Origin of the sequence: Cupriavidus pauculus (assembly GCF_022179805.1) — a bacterium.
GTDB classification, from domain to species: Bacteria; Pseudomonadota; Gammaproteobacteria; order Burkholderiales; family Burkholderiaceae; genus Cupriavidus; species Cupriavidus pauculus_E.
Map to the genome: position 1 here is coordinate 23959 of NZ_BPUO01000018.1, position 17932 is coordinate 41890.

Here is a 17932-nt window from a genome sequence, read left to right on the forward strand (position 1 = left end):
GAGTGGCCCGTCCGGGCCAGCCGAGCGGGCCGGCCAGAACGCGGCGGGCACGCCCAAGGAGGTGCGACCATGCGTTTCCATCCAGACCTTCATATCAAGGACCTGTCCGGCAGGCTGCACTGGCCGCATCGATCTCATGCCCGCACCAACGTCGTTTCGCATTTCCATTCCTCAACGGAAGATGCTGAAGTCGCCAAGGCGCTGATCTATGCGAGCGCGGTCACCGCGATCGTCCTGCTGTTCGTATTGGCTGGCATCAGTTTCGGTCAGGAGGCCATGCACTGGCTGGGTGTTGAATAAACGACGACTCGCCTGAAGCGAATCGCCAACTGACCGGCCGGCCTCCCTTGGGGAGGCCGGTTCTATTTTGTGCAGCGCAACAGCTTCGATTGGCGTCAGGCCAGCAGCGGCGCCACGTTTTCCGGCGGGCGGCCGATCACTGCACGGCGGTCGCGCACCACCACCGGACGCTGCAGCAGAATCGGGTTGTCCGCCACGGCCGCCAGCAGTTCGGCATCGGTCAGGCCGGAATCGGCCAGGTCCAGTTCCTTGTAGACGGCCTCGCCGTCGCGGATCATGTCGCGCACCGGCACGCCCAGCATCGTGTGCAACTGGCGCAGCGTGGCCAGCGTGGGCGGCGACTTCAGGTATTCGACGATCTCCACCGGCTCGCCCAGACGCTGCGACGCCGATTCCACCAGCGCCAGCGTTTCGCGCGATTTGGAGCAACGGGGGTTGTGGTAGATCGTGATCATGGCGGCTCCTCCTGCCTGCTTTCGGTGCTTTCGAATATTCCGCACTATACAGCCGCCCCCTGTCGCGCACCACGGTGGCGCGGTAAGGTACGGGGCGGTACGGCATGCATCGTGCTTGGGCATGTCCGTTGCTGTTTCCGGGCCACCGGCACCCCGCCGGGGCCGTCCTGCCAAACCTGAAAAACCGTGTCCAGACCTGAAGCTGCCCCTGCCCGCCAGCCGTTCGCGCTGCGCGATGCCACACCCGACGATGTTCCGGCCATCCAGGCCATCTACGCCCATCACGTCCAGCATGGCCGCGCCTCGTTCGAGGAAGTCGAGCCAACGGTCGACGACATGCGGCTGCGTTTTGCCGAGGTGTTGAAGAAGGATCTGCCGTACATCGTGGCCGAGCGCGACGGCGAGATCCTGGGCTATGCCTACGCATCGACCTACCGCGCCCGCAGCGCCTACCGCTTTGCCATCGAGGATTCGATCTACATCGACCATCGCCATACCGGCGAGGGGCTGGGCCGCGCGCTGCTGGCCGAGCTGATCGCGCGCTGCGAAGGCGGCCCGTGGCGCCAGATGGTGGCCGTGGTGGCGCTGACGTCCAGCGGCGAAGGCGCGGGATCGGTGGCCGTGCATGAGCGGCTGGGTTTTCGTACCGTCGGTCGGCTCGAATCGGTGGGACTCAAGCACGGCCAGTGGATCGACACGCTGTTGATGCAACGCCCGCTGGGCGTGGGCGATACGACGCTGCCCGACCCGGACGCACTGCGCCGGTAGATTCCCCTACGCCAGTAGCGCCGGCACGGCCGTAGCGCACCAGGACGCGAGCTTGTCGTAGGCGCGCGCCACATGCTCGGGGCCGCGCGCGGTGCTTTCCATGCGCAGGATTTCCAGGCGCGTCAGGCCGATGGTCTCCAGCACGTAGGTCAGGTACGGCGAGAAGAAGTCGCGCTGGCTTGCCGCGTCGTCCGAGAACCGTCCGCCGCACGACACCACGGTCAGCACCGGCCGGTCGCGCAGCAGGCCCTCTTTTCCCTGCGGCGTGCTGGTGAACGTACGCTCCGGGCGCACCACCAGGTCGATCCACGTCTTCAGCGTGGCCGGCACCGTGAAGTTATGCATCGGCGTGGTGATCAGGACCACGTCGGCGGCCTGCAGCTCGGCGATCAGCGTTTCAGACAGCGCCAGCGCTGCGGGGTCCGCGTCGTGGCGCTTTGCCGCGACGACCATGTTGGCATGGGTGAATGCCGCGTCGATGGGCGGCAGCGGGTTGGCGGCCAGGTCGCGCTCGATCACGGTCAGTTCGCCATGGTGCGCGGCCAGTTGCTCGCGCACCATTTGGCCGGCGCGCCGGCTGATGGAGGTTTCGCCACGCGGGCTGACGTTCAGGTGAAGCAGGGTTGCCATGTTTCGCTCAGGTCGTGGGAATGCGATTCGTCGGGTAGTAGAAGCGCAGTGCGCGCGCCAGCAGGCCGTTACGGTAGTAGAAGCGGTGTCCCAGCACGTTGGTCAGCGGGGTATCGAGCACAAGCTCGGTGCAGCCGGCCGCTTCGGTCTCGGCCTTGAGCCAGGCCATCAGCTGGCGGCCGTACCCACCGCTGCGCGCGTTGGCGTCGGTCACGAGGTCATCCACATACATATGGTGGCCGACGATCAGGTTGTCGGCAAAGCGATAGCCGGCCAGCGCCACCAGCTTGCCGTCGTCATACAGACCGGCCAGGTGGTAACCGTCGCCGGTCTGGCGGCGCCAGCGCGTCACCAGTTCGGCGGCATCGGCCAGGTGCGGGCGTAGCTGGTGCATCAGCGGGAAGGCGTCCGCCACTTCGGCGGCCGTCTCCAGGCGGCGAATTTCGATCTGCTGGGCGATGGTCGTGCTCATGCTTGGCTCCTGATGGGTTCGGCGGACGGCGGCGGGAAATGCAGGCCGATGGCGATGCGGTTCCAGGCGTGGATCGCCGCAATGGTGGCCGCCAGGTAAGCCAGTTCCTTTTCGTCGAACACGGTGCGCGCCTGTGTATAGGCGGCGTCGCGCGCCACCGGGTCGGTGAGCTGGGTCAGCGCCTCGGCCCATCCCAGCGCGGCGGTCTCGCGTGCGCTGTAGATGCCGGCATCACGCCAGGCGGCCAGCAGGTCGAACTTGCGCGGATCGATGTCGAGCTTGCGGGCGATGTTCAGGTGGAATTGCAGGCAGAAGGCGCAGCCGTTGATCTGCGAGACGCGCAGCTTGACGAGTTCGGTCAGCGCCTTGTCCATGCCGGACGCGGCAACCGCCTTGCTGACGCCGCCCAGCGATGCATACACATCGGGCGCGGCCTGTGTGAAAGCCTGGAAATCCATATCGACTCCTTCGGGTAAGATGTCAGAGTTCGAAGATTAATATAAGAGCTCTGACATTATGGCAAAGACCCCATCGCCCAAAGGGAAAAAGGAAGCGAAGAAGGAAGGCAAGCAGGCCGATGCCGTGCCGATTCCGGCTCCCGGCGAAGGCAAACGTGGCGAAAGCGGCTACCTGGCCTACTTGCTGCGCCAGGCCAGCGCAGCCAACCGCCTGAACATGGAGCGCGCGCTGGCCGACCTGGGCGTCACGCTGCCGCAGTTCTTCGTGCTGACGATGCTCGGCGCCTACCCGGGCATTTCGGGTGCCGATGTGGCACGGCTGGCGCTGCTGACGCCGCAGACCGTCAGCGTGATCATGGGCAACCTGGAGAAGATGGCCGCCATCGAGCGCCAGCCGCACCCCGTGCACGGCCGCATCCAGACCATCGCCCTGACCGATGCCGGCAAGGCGCTGCTGGCGCAGTGCAAGGTACGCGCCACCGCCCTCGACAAGCAGTTGCGCGCGGGCCTGACGCCCGACGAGGAAACCATCGTGCGGCGCTGGCTGGTCAGCCTGGCGGTGCCTGGCGACGTCGTGGCCGAATGAAAAAAGGCCCGCTGGCAAATGCCATGCGGGCCATCATCACAACAAGGGGGTACTACAAGGTCCCGGTTCGGTGCCGGACCCGGTGGCTCAGGCCATCAGGTCCGACAGTGCCAGCGCCACGACCTTGGTGGCACGGTTCAGGTCGTTCAGGCGCAGGTTTTCATCGGAGTTGTGGCCGCGCGCTTCCATCAGCGTGCGCGGGCCAGCGCCGTACAGCACGGTGGGAATACCGCGGCTCGTGTAGTGGCGAGCGTCGGTGTAGAGCGGCACGCCCTGCACCGGGATTTCCACGCCGAACACGGCTTCCGCACGCTGCTTGAGCGCGCCGATCAGCTTGTCCACGCCGGGCAGTTCCGACAGCGGCTCGGCCAGGATGATGCGCTCCACCTTGACCTCGATACCCGGGCGTTCCAGCGCGGCCTTTTCCACCACGGCGCGCAGTTCGCCTTCGGCGTCGAAACCAATCTCTTCCGGAATCATGCGGCGGTCCACGCGGAACGTGACCAGATCAGGCACCACGTTGGTGTTGATGCCGCCCTTGATCAGGCCGACGTTCAGCGTGGCGGTGTCGATGCCCGGCACCTTGCTCTTGCGCGTGGCCAGCTCGGCGCGCAGGCCGTAGACCGCGTGCAGGATGTGCGTGGCGGCCTCGATGGCGTCCACGCCGGTGTGCGGCATGGCGGCATGGCCCTGCTTGCCCTTGACGGTCACTTCCACGTGCAGGCAGCCGTTGTGCGCCGACGTGATGCCGTACGAGAAGCCGGCCGAGATCGCGTAGTCGGGCTTGGTCAGACCTTCGTCGAGCAGGAACTTCGGGCCGATGTCGCCGCCGGTTTCCTCGTCGTACGTGAATTGCAGTTCCACGGTGCCGTTGATCTTCGCGCCCTGCTTCTCGGCTTCCATCAGTGCCAGCACGGCGTACGCGTAGGTGGCGAAGTCCGACTTCGACACGGCCACACCGCGACCGTACATGACCGGGCCGTGCTCGCTGTCGGCGATCTCGCCGCCGTACGGGTCCTTGGTCCAGCCCAGGCCCGGGGGCACCACGTCGCCGTGTGCGTTCATGGCGATGGTGGGGCCGCCGTTGCCGAACGTCTTGCGCACCAGCAGGTTCGTGGCGCTGATCATGCCCGCGGCCTTGACCATGTCATCAGGCACCTTGTGCGCTTCCACCTTGAAGCCCAGACCTTCCAGCAGTTCGCGCGCGCGCTTGCCGTGGGCCTCGCAATCGCCGGACGGGTTGTCGGACGGCACCTTGACCAGTTCCGCCAGGAACGCTTCCTGTTGCGGACGGTGCGTGTCGATGTACTGGGTCAGCGTGGTTTCGATCGGGTTCATGTTGTCTCGTGCGGTCATCTTGGTATCTCTGATTTTCTGGTCTGTTGCCCGGCGGGCTTACTGGGGACGGTGGAAGTGTTCGACGAAGTCCGCGAACACGCGCGCCGCGGTCTGGGCGTCTTCGGCCGTCATGATTTCGGTGGGGTGGTGGCTGATGCCGCCGTTGCCGCAGCGAACGAACAGCATGGCCACATCGGCGATGGCGGCGATGGCCATGGCGTCATGACCAGCGCCCGAGGGCAGGTGGCGAACCGGCACGCCCTGGCGCTCCACGGCCGCCGCCCATTGCGACTGCAGCCACGGCGCGCACGGCACGCTCGATGCCTCGTGCGTCTTGCGGATCTGGTTGCGCACATTGCGGCGTGCGCAGATCCGCTCGATTTCGGCCAGCACGTCGTTGACGGCCGCCTCGCGCTCGGCATCGACGCCGGCGCGGATATCGATCGAGAACGTTGCCCGGCCCGGCACCACGTTGGTGGCGCCGTTGGGCACGTTGAACTGGCCAACCGTGCCCACCAGGCCCGGCTTGCCGCCGCAGCGCTTCTCGATGAACAGGCCGATCTCGGCGCCGGCCATCGCGGCGTCTCGGCGCATGTCCATCGGCACCGTGCCGGCGTGGCCCGCCAGGCCTTCCAGTTCGACGATGAAGCGCGTGGCGCCGGAGATGGCCGTCACCACGCCCACGGGCAGTCCTTCGTTCAGCAGCACCGGGCCCTGCTCGATATGCACTTCGATGAAGCCCAGCACCTGGCTGCGGTCGTGCTTGGCGACGGGCAATTGCGCGGCGTCGAAGCCGGCGGCCTGCATCACCTCGCGCATGGTCTTGCCCGAGTCGTCCACGTTGTCGAGCACGTTGGTATCGAACGTGCCGGCGATGGCGCGGCTGCCCAGCAGCGTGGCCTTGAAGCGCACGCCCTCTTCCTCGGCAAACCCCACCACTTCCAGCGCAAACGGAAAGCGGCGGCCCTGGCGGTTCCATTCGGCCACGCAGGCAATCGGCAGGATCACGCCGAGGTTGCCGTCGAAGCGGCCGGCGTCGCGCACGGTGTCGAAGTGCGAACCGGTGAGCAGCGCCGGCGCGTTCGGCTCGGTGCCTTCGTAGCGGCCGATCACGTTGCCGGCCGCGTCGCGGCGCACCGTCATGCCGGCCGCCTGCATCCATTCGGTCAGCTGCTTGGCAGCGCCGTGATGGGCATCGGTCAGGTAGGTGCGGGTGAGCAGGCCGGGCTGCTCGGTGTGGACGGCCAGGGCGTCTGCCCAGGCCATGATTTGGGTGCCGGTCTCAGCGGACAACGGCGTAGGGGTTGCTGCCATGCGTGTCTCTCCTGCTGGTGGTGCCGAGCTCGGTCTGGGAGGTCTGTCCGGGCGGGCGCCCGGGTACTGCCGTGCTCTATTCTGTGCGATTCATGTTAGCACAGTGAATTCAAAAATTGCATACAAAAATGATATGCACTATATTGGCCTGCACGCACCGACAATCTGCCCCGGACAATCCGGTCCGGACAAGTGGATTGCGTGGATTCCGCCTCAACAGGGGGGCTTTCCGCGTGGGGCAAGGCGGGCCGGCGATTCTGGCGGCGTGTCCTTCCAAGGTGCATCCGGCCCAGTAGTCACGACCATGTGACGGCGGGCATCCCTGAATCAGATCAGGGCCGGCCGATGGCGTCACCGATGCGCCACGGACCAGGCCCGGCACGGAGACAACGATGCAGCACGTCGTACCCCCGCAGCGCGCCGCTGGCGCTCGCCTGCACACCCGCTTCACCCGTTCCCTGTTTGGCCAGGTGCTGATTGCCCTGGCGCTTGGCACCATCCTCGGCCTGGTCTTTCCGGAATTCGCGGCCAAGCTCAAGCCGCTTGGCGATGGCTTCATCAAGCTGATCAAGATGCTGATTGGCCCCGTGGTGTTCTGCGTGGTGGTGGCCGGCATCTGCGGCGCCGGCGAACTCAAGAAGGTGGGCCGCGTCGGCATCAAGGCCGTGGTCTACTTCGAGATCGTCACCACCGTGGCGCTGGCGCTGGGCATCGTGCTGGCCTATGTGTTCCAGCCCGGCGTGGGCATGAACGTGAACCCGCACAGCCTCGACGCCTCGGCCATGGCCGCCTACGTGGAATCGGCCGACAAGGTGAAGAGCGCGGGCACCGTCGACTTTCTGATGAAGCTGATCCCTAACACGATCCTGGGGGCCTTCACCAGCGGCGACGTGCTGCAGGTACTGCTGGTATCGGTACTGTTCGGCTGCGCGCTGTCGGTGGTGGGCGAACCGGCCCGTCCGCTGGTGAAGCTGATCGACAACTTCTCGGCCACGCTGTTCAAGATGATGGGTTTCATCATCAAGCTCGCCCCGCTGGGCGTGCTGGGTGCGGTGGCGTTCACGGTGGGCAAGTACGGCATCGGGTCGCTCAAACAGCTTGGCTTCCTGGTGATCCTGTTCTACGGCGCCGTGGCGATCTTCGTGCTGGGCGTGCTGGGACTGATCATGCGCCTGTGCGGCTTCTCGGTGCTCAAGCTGATCCGCTACCTGCGCGCCGAACTGCTGGTGGTGCTGGGTACCGCATCGTCGGACAGCGTGCTGCCGCAGGTCATGAAGAAGCTTGAGTTCATGGGCATCAAGAAGTCGGTGGTGGGCCTGGTGATTCCCACCGGCTACTCGTTCAACCTCGATGCGTTCTCGATCTACCTGACGCTGGCCGCCGTGTTCATCGCGCAGGCCACCAACACGCCGCTGGCGCTGGGCGACCTGCTCGGCATCCTGGCCGTGGCGCTGGTCACGTCCAAGGGCGCGCACGGCATTCCGGGCTCGGCCATCGTGATCCTGGCCGCCACGTTGTCGGCGCACCCGGCCATTCCCGCCATCGGCCTGGTGCTGGTGCTGTCGGTGGACTGGTTCATCGGCATCGCACGGGCCGTGGGCAACCTGATCGGCAACTGCGTGGCCACCGTGGTGGTAGCCGCCTGGGAGCGCGATATCGACCGCGAACGTGCGCATGGCGTGCTCAACGGCAGCATCCCCACCGGTGACCTGGACGAGGGGCTGTCGGCGTCGGTGGATGGTCTCGGGGAAGTCCCGGTGGCGGCGCCGCTGCCTGGCGCGGCGTCGGGGCGGTAGAATCGCGCATCCCAGTCACCGCGCAGGTCCGGAAAGAGACGCGCGCTCACCATGCCCGAGCATATCGATCCCGACATGACCGCCGAGGCGATCGCCGACGATATCGTCGCGGCCATCGTCTCGCACCGGCTGCCGCCCGGCACCAAGCTGCGCGAGGAAGCGCTGGCCAGCGTGTATCGCGTCAGCCGTACCAAGGTGCGGGCGGCGCTGCTGATGCTGTCCAAGGACAAGGTGATCCAGATCGTGCCCGATAAGGGCGCCTTCGTGGCCAAGCCCAGCGCCGAGGAAGCGCGCGAGGTCTTTGCCGTGCGCCGCATCTTGGAAGCCGCACTGGCGCGCGAGTTCGTGGCGCGCGCCAGTGCGGCCGACTACAAGCGCATCGAAAAGCATCTGGTGGCCGAGCGCAAGTCGCTGGCCGGCAACGACGCGCAGACGCGCACGCGGCTGCTGGGCGACTTCCATATCGTGCTGGCCGAGGTGGCGGGCAACAACGTGCTGACTGAAATCATGCGCGAGCTGTCGATGCGCAGCGCGGTGATCACCATGCTGTACCAGAGCCGGCGCGATGCCACGTGCTCGTCGGACGAACACCGCGCCTTTATCGAGGCCGCCAAGGCGGGCGACACCGAACGCGCCGTGGCGCTGATGGTGGAGCACCTGAACCACGTGGAAAGCGCGTTGCACTTCGAGGAAGTACCGGCCGCGACGCGCAGCAAGGACCTGGTGACCGCACTGCTTGCGTGAGCATTGCAACCAGGTTGATCGCCATCAAGGACGAAGACGGGGTGCGAGGCGCATCATTCCTCTCGCCATGAAGTTGCGGGGGCGCACTTCATGAGCTCTCCCCGTCCTTCGCAAGAAGGACTGCCCGCAGACCGCAATGGCTGCGGGCTTTTTCTTTTCTGGGTCTGAAGTTTTCTTTGCTCCCCTCTCCCGCGAAGTGGGAGAGGGGCTGGGGGTGAGGGCCCGGAGGTTCTGCTTGCCGACAAGTCGCAATTTGGACCGCTATGCCCTCACCCCCGACCCCTCTCCCGCAATGCGGGAGAGGGGAGCACCCCCAAAAAGCAATCTCACTTCACCCGCTCACTCCAATACCCCGGCCTTGAAAAAGCCTGCTTCAGATGTTCGATGAAGAAGCGGATCTTGGCCGGCACCGGACGCTGCTGCGGGTACACCGCCAGGATGTCGTAGTCGGGCAGCGCGAACTCGTCGAGTACCGTGATCAGCTCGCCGCTCTCCAGCTGGGGCAGGATTTCCCAGGTCGAGCGCCAGCCCAGGCCCAGGCTTTCGCCGGTCCAGCGGTGCAGCAATTCCCCATCGTTGCAGTCGAGGTTGCCGCGCACGCGCACCGTCACCGTCTTGCCGTCCTGCTGGAAGTACCAGCCACGCTGCTGCCCCCCTTGCAGGTTGAACGCTAGGCAGTTGTGCCGTTCGAGGTCCTCCAGCGTATGGGGCACGCCGTGCTGCGCAAAGTACGCGGGCGTGCCGCACACCACGCGCTTGTTCGTCGCCAGCTTGATCGCCACGAAGTTCGGGTCGATGGCGCCGCCGATGCGGATGCCCACGTCGTAGCCTTCGCGCACCAGGTCCACCACGCGGTCGGTCAGGTTGAACGAGATCTGGACTTCGGGGTTGGCGGCCAGGAAGGCCGGCGCGTGCGGCGCGACGTGCTTGCGCCCGAATGCAGCAGGTGCCGAGACGATCAGGTGGCCGGTGGCCTTGTGCTTGCCCTCGGCAATCAGCATCTCCGCGCGGTCCAGGTCGGACAGCGCCTTCTTGCATTGCTCCATGAACGCCGCGCCCTGCTCGGTCACGACGATGCGCCGGGTGGACCGGTGCAGCAGCTTCACGCCGATGCGCGCCTCCAGCGCGTTGATGCGCCGGCCAATCATGACCGGCGTCACGTCCTGGGTCAGGGCGGCCGCGGCCATGCTGCCATGTTCCACCACGGCGATGAATGCTTCGATTTGTTTGAGTTTGTCCATAACGCCATTTGTCTCCTGCCGCCACATTGTGAGGCATCGACGCCATGGTGCGATATCCCCGCGCGGCGATGCTGCGCATGACGGGGCCGCAATGAACCGGCCGGGAAAGCGCGCTAGCGGCCCAGCTTCTCGCTGATCTCGGCCGCCTCGCCCAGCACGTAGGCCAGCCGGCGCAGCGGCGCGCTGCACTGCAGCTGGGCGAACAGCGCCAGCGCCGCGCCACCCACCAGCACTGCGCCGTAGATGGCCACCAGCGCGGGCGCATGGCCCGGCTTGACCACCGCCAATCCGTCGGCCAGCACTGCGGCGGCGGGGGCCAGGGCCAGCACCAGCGCCACGGTGCGCGCCCCGCCCTCCCAGAGCCGCGCCTGCAGCAGCACGCGGCGCTCCCGGGCCCGCAACTGCAGCGCGGGAATGCGGCCCAGACGCAGCAGCAGCGCGTTCTCGACCTCGTTCTGGGTATCGACCCGGCGGGACAACCAGTGCATCGGATGACGCAGTGCATCACGGCGCGCCAGCAGGCGCGCGAACCAGGCCGCCACGTAGAACACGCCGCTCACGGCCAGCAGCACGTGAAACGCCTCGGGCAGCCAGGCCGGAGGCGGCTGCAGCAAGATCTGGTGCCACCAGACCAGGCCGCCGCCGGCCACCAGAGAAGGCACCAGCGCCAGCACGAAGCCTGCCCACAACACCATTGCCAGCCGGCTGTCCGGCGACTTCTCGGCCGGCGCCGTCTGCAACGCTTCCATCAGTTCATAGGTCGTCGGCAGCCGCGTGTACATGGCAGGGGCAAGGCAATTCCAAACCCGCTATTTTGACCCGGTCAGCGCTGACGCCGATAGGGGAAAAGCGCCCTAAATGGCCCTCCCCCCTCGGATCGGGGGAGTACCCCGACGTCACTCCGCACGTATCGAAAAATGCACTTTGCAGGCACCTCTGCTGCGCGATTGCATACGTGCAGTATCGAATCAAGTGATCGCCCTTCTGTTTATCCACAGGCTCCCCGGGCATAGGATCGATCCCAGAACAAATCCCACCCATTCTTTTTGAGCGTATTGGAGACAGACATGCCGAAGATGAGAGCAGTTGACGCGGCCATCGCCGTACTGGAAAAAGAAGGCATCACCACCGCGTTTGGCGTGCCCGGCGCCGCCATCAACCCGTTCTATTCGGCCATGCGCCGCGCTGGCACGATCCGCCACCTGCTGGCCCGCCACGTGGAAGGCGCCTCGCACATGGCCGAGGGCTACACCCGTGCCGAGCCGGGCAACATCGGCCTGTGCGTCGGCACGTCGGGCCCCGCCGGCACCGACATGATCACGGGCCTGTACTCGGCCTGGGCTGATTCGATCCCCATTCTCTGCATTACCGGCCAGGCACCGCGCGCCCGCCTGTACAAGGAAGACTTCCAGGCCGTCGATATCGAATCGATCGCCAAGCCCGTGACCAAGTGGGCCGTGACCGTGCGTGAGCCGGCACTGGTGCCGCAGGTGTTCCAGCAGGCGTTCCACCTGATGCGCTCGGGTCGTCCGGGCCCGGTGCTGATCGACCTGCCGTTCGACGTGCAGGTGGCCGAGATTGAATTCGATCCGGAAACGTACACGCCGCTGCAGCCGTACAAGCCGGCCGCATCGCGCGCCCAGATCGAGAAGGCCATCAGCATGCTGAACCAGGCCGAGCGTCCGCTGATCGTCTGCGGTGGCGGCGTGATCAATGCCAATGCCAACGAACTGCTGGTCGAGTTTGCCGAGCTGGTCAACGTGCCCGTGGTGCCGACGCTGATGGGCTGGGGCGTGCTGGCCGACGACCACCCGCTGCAGGCCGGCATGGTGGGTCTGCAGACGTCGCACCGCTACGGTAACGCCACGATGCTGGCATCGGACTTCGTGATGGGCATCGGCAACCGCTGGGCCAACCGCCACACCGGCAGCGTCGACGTCTACACCAAGGGCCGCAAGTTCGTGCACGTCGACATCGAGCCCACGCAGATCGGCCGCGTTTTCGGCCCGGATCTGGGCATCGTGTCCGACGCCAAGGCCGCGCTGGAACTGTTCGTGGAAGTGGCGCGTGAAATGAAGATGGCCGGCCGCCTGCCGTGCCGCAAGTCGTGGGTGGCCGACGTGCAGAAGCGCCGCCGCACCATGCAGCGCAAGAGCGATTTCGACAACGTGCCGGTCAAGCCGCAGCGCGTGTATCGCGAGATGAACCAGTACTTCCCGCGTGACGTGCGCTACGTGACAACGATTGGCCTGTCGCAGATCGCCGCCGCGCAGTTCCTGTCGGTGAACCAGCCGCGCCACTGGATCAACTGCGGCCAGGCCGGCCCGCTGGGCTGGACCATTCCGGCTGCCATCGGCGTGAAGACCGCCTCGCCGGACTCCGACGTCGTGGCCATCTCGGGCGACTACGACTTCCAGTTCATGATCGAGGAACTGGCCGTGGCCGCGCAGTTCAAGGTGCCGTACATCCACGTGGTGGTGAACAACTCGTACCTGGGCCTGATCCGTCAGGCGCAGCGCAACTTCGAGATGGACTACTGCGTACAGCTGGCCTTCGACAACATCAACGCGCCGGAACTGGAAGGCTACGGCGTTGACCACGTGAAGGTGGTGGAAGGCCTGGGCTGCAAGGCGATCCGCGTGTTCAAGCCCGAAGACATCGCACCGGCCTTTGCCGAAGCGCGTGACCTGATGGCCGAGTACTCGGTGCCGGTGGTGGTTGAGGTGATCCTGGAACGCGTGACCAACATCGCGATGGGCACCGAGATCGACAACATCAACGAGTTCGAGCCGATCGAAGACCTCACGGACACCGAGGAAGCGATCCTGGTCGAAGAGACCACCACCGCTTGAAGCCTTAAAGCCTTGAAGCCTTAAGCCGCGGCGACACCCCGCGGCTTGCCCCTCGCCCCGCTCCACCGGGGCGGCGGGGCACCGTTTTTCCCCAACACCGAGAGAGACATCACAATGCCAAAGCTCGCAGCCAATCTGACGATGCTGTTCAACGAAGTCGGTTTCCTGGATCGCTTCGAGGCCGCCGCCCGCGCCGGCTTCCGTGGCGTGGAGTTCCTGTTCCCGTACGCGTTTCACGCCGACCAGATCGCCGACCGCCTGAACCGTTTCCAGCTTGACCTGGTGCTGCACAACCTGCCGGCCGGCAAGTGGGATGCGGGCGAGCGCGGCATTGCCTGCCATCCGGATCGCGTTGGCGAATTCCAGGACGGCGTGGGCGAGGCCATCAAGTACGCAAAGGTGCTGGGTGTGCGGCAGCTGAACTGCCTGGTCGGCATCCTGCCGCAGAACGTCAAGCGCGAGCAGGCCAATGAAACGCTGGTCGAGAACCTGCGCTTTGCTGCCAACGCGCTGGCCGCCGAGCAGCTCGACCTGCTGGTCGAACCGATCAACACGTTCGACATCCCCGGCTTCTTCCTGTCGCGCACGCAGCAGGCCATCGACCTGATTGGCCAGGTCAACGCGCCCAACCTGTACGTGCAGTACGACATCTATCACATGCAGCGCATGGAAGGCGAGATCGCCAACACGATCAAGGCCAACCTGCCGAAGATCCGCCACGTGCAACTGGCCGACAACCCGGGCCGCAACGAACCGGGCACGGGCGAACTGAACTACCAGTACCTGTTCCGCTTCCTCGACGAAGTGGGCTACCAGGGCTGGATCGGCTGCGAGTACAAACCGAAGACCACCACCGAGGAAGGGCTGGGCTGGCGCAAGGCACACGGCCTGTAAAGCTCCCCTTTCTGTTTTCGCTCCCCTCTCCCGCCGCGCGGGAGAGGGGTTGGGGGAGAGGGCCAGCGCCTCAAGACGCGATAGCGGCCATTTGCACCGCACCGCCCTCACCCCCGCCCCTCTCCCACTGCATGGGAGAGGGGAGCAAACCATCAGCAGTTTGAAACGAATTCATTCATCAGAGGAGACATCAACATGGCAAATCAACGCAACGTCGGCTTTATCGGCCTGGGCATCATGGGTGCGCCGATGGCGGGCCACCTGCGCGCCGCCGGTCACACGCTGTTCGTGCATGACGTGAACCCTGCCCCGCAAGTGCTGGTCGATGCCGGCGTGACGGTCTGCACCAGCGCCGAGGAAGTGGCCAAGCGTGCCGACATCATCGTCATCATGGTGCCGGATACCCCGCACGTGGAAGCGGTGCTGTTTGCCGACAAGGGCGTGGCTGCCGCGTTCAAGACGGCTGGCAAGGAAGCCACCTACGGCAAGATCGTGGTCGACATGAGCTCGATCTCGCCCATCGCCACCAAGGACTTTGCCGCGCGCATCAACAAGCTGGGCGCGTCGTACCTGGACGCTCCGGTGTCGGGCGGCGAAGTGGGTGCCAAGGCTGCGTCGCTGACGATCATGGTCGGCGGCCCGTCGGAAGCCTTCGACGAAGTGAAGCCGCTGTTCGACCTGATGGGCAAGAACATCACGCTAGTGGGCGGCAACGGCGACGGCCAGACCACCAAGGTGGCCAACCAGATCATCGTGGCGCTGAACATCCAGGCCGTGTCCGAGGCGCTGCTGTTCGCATCGAAGGCCGGCGCTGATCCGGCCAAGGTGCGCCAGGCGCTGATGGGTGGCTTTGCCGCGTCGCGCATTCTCGAAGTGCACGGCGAACGCATGGTCAAGCGTACGTTCGATCCGGGCTTCCGCATCGAGCTGCACCAGAAGGACCTGAACCTGGCGCTGCAGGGTGCCAAGGCGCTGGGCGTGGCGCTGCCGAACACGGCCACCGCGCAAGAGCTGTTCAACACCTGCTCGGCGAACGGCTTCGGCAAGCAGGATCACTCGGCGCTGTGCCGTGCGATCGAAATCATGTCGAACCACGAGATCGCCAAGGGCTCGAAGTAAGCCCGGCGCGCGGCCGCTTTCCATGTGGAAGGCGGCCGCCTGATTCTTCCGCAAGCATTTCCCGCATTCCCGCATTTCATCAGGACCCCGCATGTTCGCCACAGACGCCAATGCCGCCCCGCTGTCGCCCCAGCGGCAACCCGACTACCGCCACCCCACCCAGGCCCGTGCGCTGTTGCGCGACCTGTTCGATACGGCAGTGGCCGCCGTCAGTGCCAGCCACTGCCTGCCGCCGCACCTGCCGCGCCCGCCGAAGGGCCGCACCGTGGTGATTGGCGCGGGCAAGGCCGCCGCCGCGATGGCGCAGGCCGTGGAGTTGCACTGGCAAGGCGAGCTGTCGGGACTGGTGGTGACGCGCTACGGGCACGGTGCCGCCTGCAAGCGCATCGAGGTGGTCGAGGCCGCGCATCCCGTACCCGATGCAGCGGGCCAGCAGGCCGCGCAGCGCATGGTGGAGATGGTGCAGGGCCTGGGTCCCGACGACCTGGTGCTGTGCCTGATCTCTGGTGGCGGTTCCGCGTTGCTGGCCGCGCCGGCGCCGGGTCTGACGCTGGCCGACAAGCAGGCCGTGAACAAGGCGCTGCTGCGTAGCGGCGCCAGCATCGGCGAGATGAACTGCGTGCGCAAGCACCTCTCCGCGCTCAAGGGCGGACGCCTGGCGCTGGCGTGCGCACCGGCACGCGTTGAAACGCTGCTGATTTCCGATATTCCCGGCGACGACCCGACGCTGATCGCCAGCGGCCCCACGCTGCCCGACGCCACCACGTGCGCCGATGCGCTCGCGGTCATCGCCAAATACGACATCGAAGTACCGGCCAACGTGCGCGCGCATCTGGAGTCCGGTGCCGGCGAAACGCCCAAGCCTGGCGATGCGCGCTTCGAGGGCCATCGCAGTGTGACGCTGGCCAGCGCCCAGCAGTCGCTGGAAGCCGCCGCCGCACGTGCCCGCGAACTTGGGCTGACCGCACACATCTTGTCCGACAGTATCGAAGGCGAAGCGCGCGACGTGGCCGAAGTGCACGCCGCCATCGCCCGCCAGGTGGCGGCCCATGGCCAGCCGTTCCAGAAGCCTTGCGTGATCCTGTCCGGTGGCGAAACCACGGTGACCGTGCGCGGCGAAGGACGCGGCGGCCGCAATGCCGAATTCCTGCTGGCACTGGCCGTGGCGCTCGACGGCCTGCCCGGTGTGCACGCCATTGCTGGCGACACCGACGGCATCGATGGCTCCGAGGACAACGCCGGCGCGCTGCTGGGCCCCGACACACTCACGCGCGCCGCCGCGCGTGGACTGTCCGCCCGCGCGCACCTGGACAACAACGACGGGTACGGTTTCTTTGCCGGTATCGACGACCTGATCGTCACCGGCCCGACCCGCACCAACGTCAACGATTTCCGCGCGATCCTGATCATCTGAGATCGCGAGTCGCAGCACACAAGAGGATGGAGAAGGAGACTTTCATGAGACGCCAGCGCAAAGCCAAGATCTTGGCCACCCTGGGCCCGGCCAGCTCGGACATCGCGGTGATCCGCGAGTTGTTCGATGCCGGTGCCGACGTGTTCCGCCTGAACTTCAGCCACGGCACCCATGACGATCACCGCGTGCGCTACGACGCCGTGCGTCAGATCGAAGCCGAGACCGGCCGGCCGATCGCGATCCTGGCCGACCTGCAGGGCCCGAAGCTGCGCATCGGCACGTTTGCCGTGGGCAAGGTGGCGGTACGCGCCGGTGACCCGTTCGTGCTCGACAGCGATCCCACGCCCGGCGACGCCACGCGCGTGTACCTGCCGCATCCGGAACTGTTCAAGGCAGCCAGCGCGGGCCAGTCGCTGCTGATCGACGATGGCAAGGTGCGCCTGAACATCGAGGCAGTGTCGAGCGGCAGCATCACAACGCGCGTCGCCAACAACGGCACGCTGTCCGACCGCAAGGGCGTGAACGTGCCCGATGCCGTGATTCCGATCCCGGCACTGACCGAGAAGGATCGGCGCGACCTGGCCTTTGCGCTGGAGCTTGGCGCCGACTGGATCGCGCTGTCGTTTGTGCAGCGTCCGTCGGATATCGTCGAGGCGCGCGAGATCATCGGCACGCGTGCCGGTGTGCTGTCGAAGATCGAGAAGCCGGCCGCGCTGCAGCAGCTTGACGAGATCGTGCGCGTGTCCGATGCCGTGATGGTGGCCCGTGGCGACCTGGGCGTGGAACTGCCGCCCGAGCGCGTGCCCGGCGTGCAGAAGCGCATCCTGCGTGTCTGCCGCCAGCTGGGCAAGCCGGTGGTGATTGCCACGCAGATGCTGGAGTCGATGATCGACTCGCCGGTGCCCACGCGCGCCGAGGCATCCGACGTGGCCGCGGCCATCTACGACGGTGCCGATGCCGTGATGCTGTCGGCCGAGTCGGCCAACGGTCGCCATCCGGTGGCTGCAGTGTCGATGATGGACCGCATCATCGCCGAGGTGGAGCGTGATCCGCTCTACCGCAACATGATCGATGCCCAGCACGAGATGCCGCTGTCGACGCGCCAGGATGCAATCTGCGCCGCGCTGCGCGAAGTGACGCACATCATCGGCGCCAAGGCCACGGTGACCTACACGTCGTCGGGTGCCACTGCGCTGCGCGCGGCACGCGAACGGCCGTGCGCGCCGATCGTCAGCATCACGCCGAACGTGGACATTGCGCGCCGTCTGGCCATTGCCTGGGGCGTGCACTCGACGGTCAGCCCCGACGTGCAAAGCGTGGACGAGATGGTGGAAGCCGCCGCACGCGCCGCGCTGGTGGAAGGCTACGCGGCACCGGGCGATCAGATCACTATCGCGGCCGGCATGCCGTTCGGACAAGGTGGTACGACCAACCTGCTGCGTGTGGCCGAGGTGGGTGCGGAAGTGGCGGCGCTGGATATCGGCAAGGTGCCGGCGGCGGCGGTTGTCTGATTTGTTTTTGCTTCCCTCTCCCGCAAGGCGGGAGAGGGGC

General features: G+C 66.2%; 18 protein-coding genes. 10 read left to right on the top strand and 8 right to left on the bottom strand.

Annotated features, from left to right (window positions below; all coding sequences use genetic code 11):
- Positions 1-69 precede the first annotated feature (69 nt).
- Entirely contained in the window at positions 70-300 is a 231-nt protein-coding gene (locus tag MFF62_RS26550) for a hypothetical protein (RefSeq protein ID WP_238266130.1), read from the top strand.
- A 95-nt stretch (positions 301-395) separates the two neighbouring features.
- Here the strand turns inward: MFF62_RS26550 and arsC are convergent, their stop codons facing one another.
- Complete coding sequence (gene arsC / locus MFF62_RS26555) at positions 396-755, bottom strand: arsenate reductase (glutaredoxin) (RefSeq protein WP_238266131.1); 360 nt, start codon at positions 753-755, stop codon at positions 396-398.
- Between the two features lie 186 nt (positions 756-941).
- Here arsC and MFF62_RS26560 point away from each other — a divergent pair, with 186 nt between their 5' ends.
- Positions 942-1523, top strand: coding sequence for a GNAT family N-acetyltransferase (locus tag MFF62_RS26560; RefSeq protein WP_238266132.1), 582 nt, complete (start codon positions 942-944; stop codon positions 1521-1523).
- Between the two features lie 6 nt (positions 1524-1529).
- Here MFF62_RS26560 and MFF62_RS26565 read toward each other — a convergent pair whose 3' ends face one another.
- The 3 genes from MFF62_RS26565 to MFF62_RS26575 are packed head-to-tail and all read right to left on the bottom strand — an operon-like array spanning position 1530 to position 3083.
- Positions 1530-2153, bottom strand: coding sequence for an FMN-dependent NADH-azoreductase (locus MFF62_RS26565; protein ID WP_238266133.1), 624 nt, complete (start codon positions 2151-2153; stop codon positions 1530-1532).
- Between the two features lie 7 nt (positions 2154-2160).
- Positions 2161-2625, bottom strand: coding sequence for a GNAT family N-acetyltransferase (locus MFF62_RS26570; protein ID WP_238266134.1), 465 nt, complete (start codon positions 2623-2625; stop codon positions 2161-2163).
- Positions 2622-3083, bottom strand: a complete 462-nt coding sequence (locus tag MFF62_RS26575) for a carboxymuconolactone decarboxylase family protein (RefSeq protein WP_238266135.1) — start codon at positions 3081-3083, stop codon at positions 2622-2624. Before MFF62_RS26575 ends, MFF62_RS26570 begins: the two co-directional genes overlap by 4 nt.
- 58 nt (positions 3084-3141) lie before the next feature.
- Between MFF62_RS26575 and MFF62_RS26580 the strand changes: the two genes are divergently transcribed.
- Positions 3142-3669: a MarR family winged helix-turn-helix transcriptional regulator gene (locus tag MFF62_RS26580; RefSeq protein WP_238266136.1), complete on the top strand. Its 528-nt coding sequence runs from the start codon at positions 3142-3144 to the stop codon at positions 3667-3669.
- An 87-nt stretch (positions 3670-3756) separates the two neighbouring features.
- Here the strand turns inward: MFF62_RS26580 and MFF62_RS26585 are convergent, their stop codons facing one another.
- Together MFF62_RS26585 and MFF62_RS26590 are read right to left on the bottom strand one after the other, a co-directional pair.
- On the bottom strand, positions 3757-5007 hold the full coding sequence (locus tag MFF62_RS26585) for a M20/M25/M40 family metallo-hydrolase (RefSeq protein ID WP_238266137.1): 1251 nt from the start codon (positions 5005-5007) through the stop codon (positions 3757-3759).
- A gap of 57 nt (positions 5008-5064) precedes the next feature.
- The gene (locus MFF62_RS26590; protein WP_238266138.1) at positions 5065-6321 is read right to left on the bottom strand and encodes an allantoate amidohydrolase; all 1257 of its coding nucleotides are present in this window, start codon (positions 6319-6321) and stop codon (positions 5065-5067) included.
- A gap of 392 nt (positions 6322-6713) precedes the next feature.
- Here MFF62_RS26590 and MFF62_RS26595 point away from each other — a divergent pair, with 392 nt between their 5' ends.
- Both MFF62_RS26595 and MFF62_RS26600 read left to right on the top strand, forming a co-directional pair.
- The gene (locus tag MFF62_RS26595) at positions 6714-8117 is read left to right on the top strand and encodes a C4-dicarboxylate transporter DctA (protein WP_238266139.1); all 1404 of its coding nucleotides are present in this window, start codon (positions 6714-6716) and stop codon (positions 8115-8117) included.
- A 51-nt stretch (positions 8118-8168) separates the two neighbouring features.
- Positions 8169-8861 carry a GntR family transcriptional regulator gene (locus MFF62_RS26600; RefSeq protein WP_238266140.1) on the top strand — a complete coding sequence of 231 codons (693 nt, stop codon included), beginning with the start codon at positions 8169-8171 and terminating at the stop codon, positions 8859-8861.
- Between the two features lie 326 nt (positions 8862-9187).
- Here MFF62_RS26600 and MFF62_RS26605 read toward each other — a convergent pair whose 3' ends face one another.
- Positions 9188-10102, bottom strand: coding sequence for a LysR family transcriptional regulator (locus tag MFF62_RS26605; protein WP_238266141.1), 915 nt, complete (start codon positions 10100-10102; stop codon positions 9188-9190).
- 113 nt (positions 10103-10215) lie between these two features.
- Positions 10216-10884, bottom strand: a complete 669-nt coding sequence (locus MFF62_RS26610; protein ID WP_238266142.1) for a hypothetical protein — start codon at positions 10882-10884, stop codon at positions 10216-10218.
- 285 nt (positions 10885-11169) lie between these two features.
- Here MFF62_RS26610 and gcl point away from each other — a divergent pair, with 285 nt between their 5' ends.
- The 5 genes from gcl to pyk all read left to right on the top strand — a co-directional run bounded on the left by gcl (position 11170) and on the right by pyk (position 17892).
- Positions 11170-12954 carry a glyoxylate carboligase gene (gene gcl / locus MFF62_RS26615; protein WP_238266143.1) on the top strand — a complete coding sequence of 595 codons (1785 nt, stop codon included), beginning with the start codon at positions 11170-11172 and terminating at the stop codon, positions 12952-12954.
- Between the two features lie 114 nt (positions 12955-13068).
- Positions 13069-13848, top strand: a complete 780-nt coding sequence (hyi, locus tag MFF62_RS26620) for a hydroxypyruvate isomerase (protein WP_238266144.1) — start codon at positions 13069-13071, stop codon at positions 13846-13848.
- Positions 13849-14043: 195 nt separating this feature from the next.
- On the top strand, positions 14044-14967 hold the full coding sequence (glxR, locus tag MFF62_RS26625) for a 2-hydroxy-3-oxopropionate reductase (protein WP_238266145.1): 924 nt from the start codon (positions 14044-14046) through the stop codon (positions 14965-14967).
- Positions 14968-15058: 91 nt separating this feature from the next.
- Positions 15059-16381: a glycerate kinase type-2 family protein gene (locus MFF62_RS26630; RefSeq protein ID WP_238266146.1), complete on the top strand. Its 1323-nt coding sequence runs from the start codon at positions 15059-15061 to the stop codon at positions 16379-16381.
- A gap of 44 nt (positions 16382-16425) precedes the next feature.
- A complete protein-coding gene (gene pyk, locus MFF62_RS26635) occupies positions 16426-17892 on the top strand; it encodes a pyruvate kinase (protein WP_238266147.1) in 1467 nt (488 codons plus the stop codon).
- Positions 17893-17932: the final 40 nt, after the last annotated feature.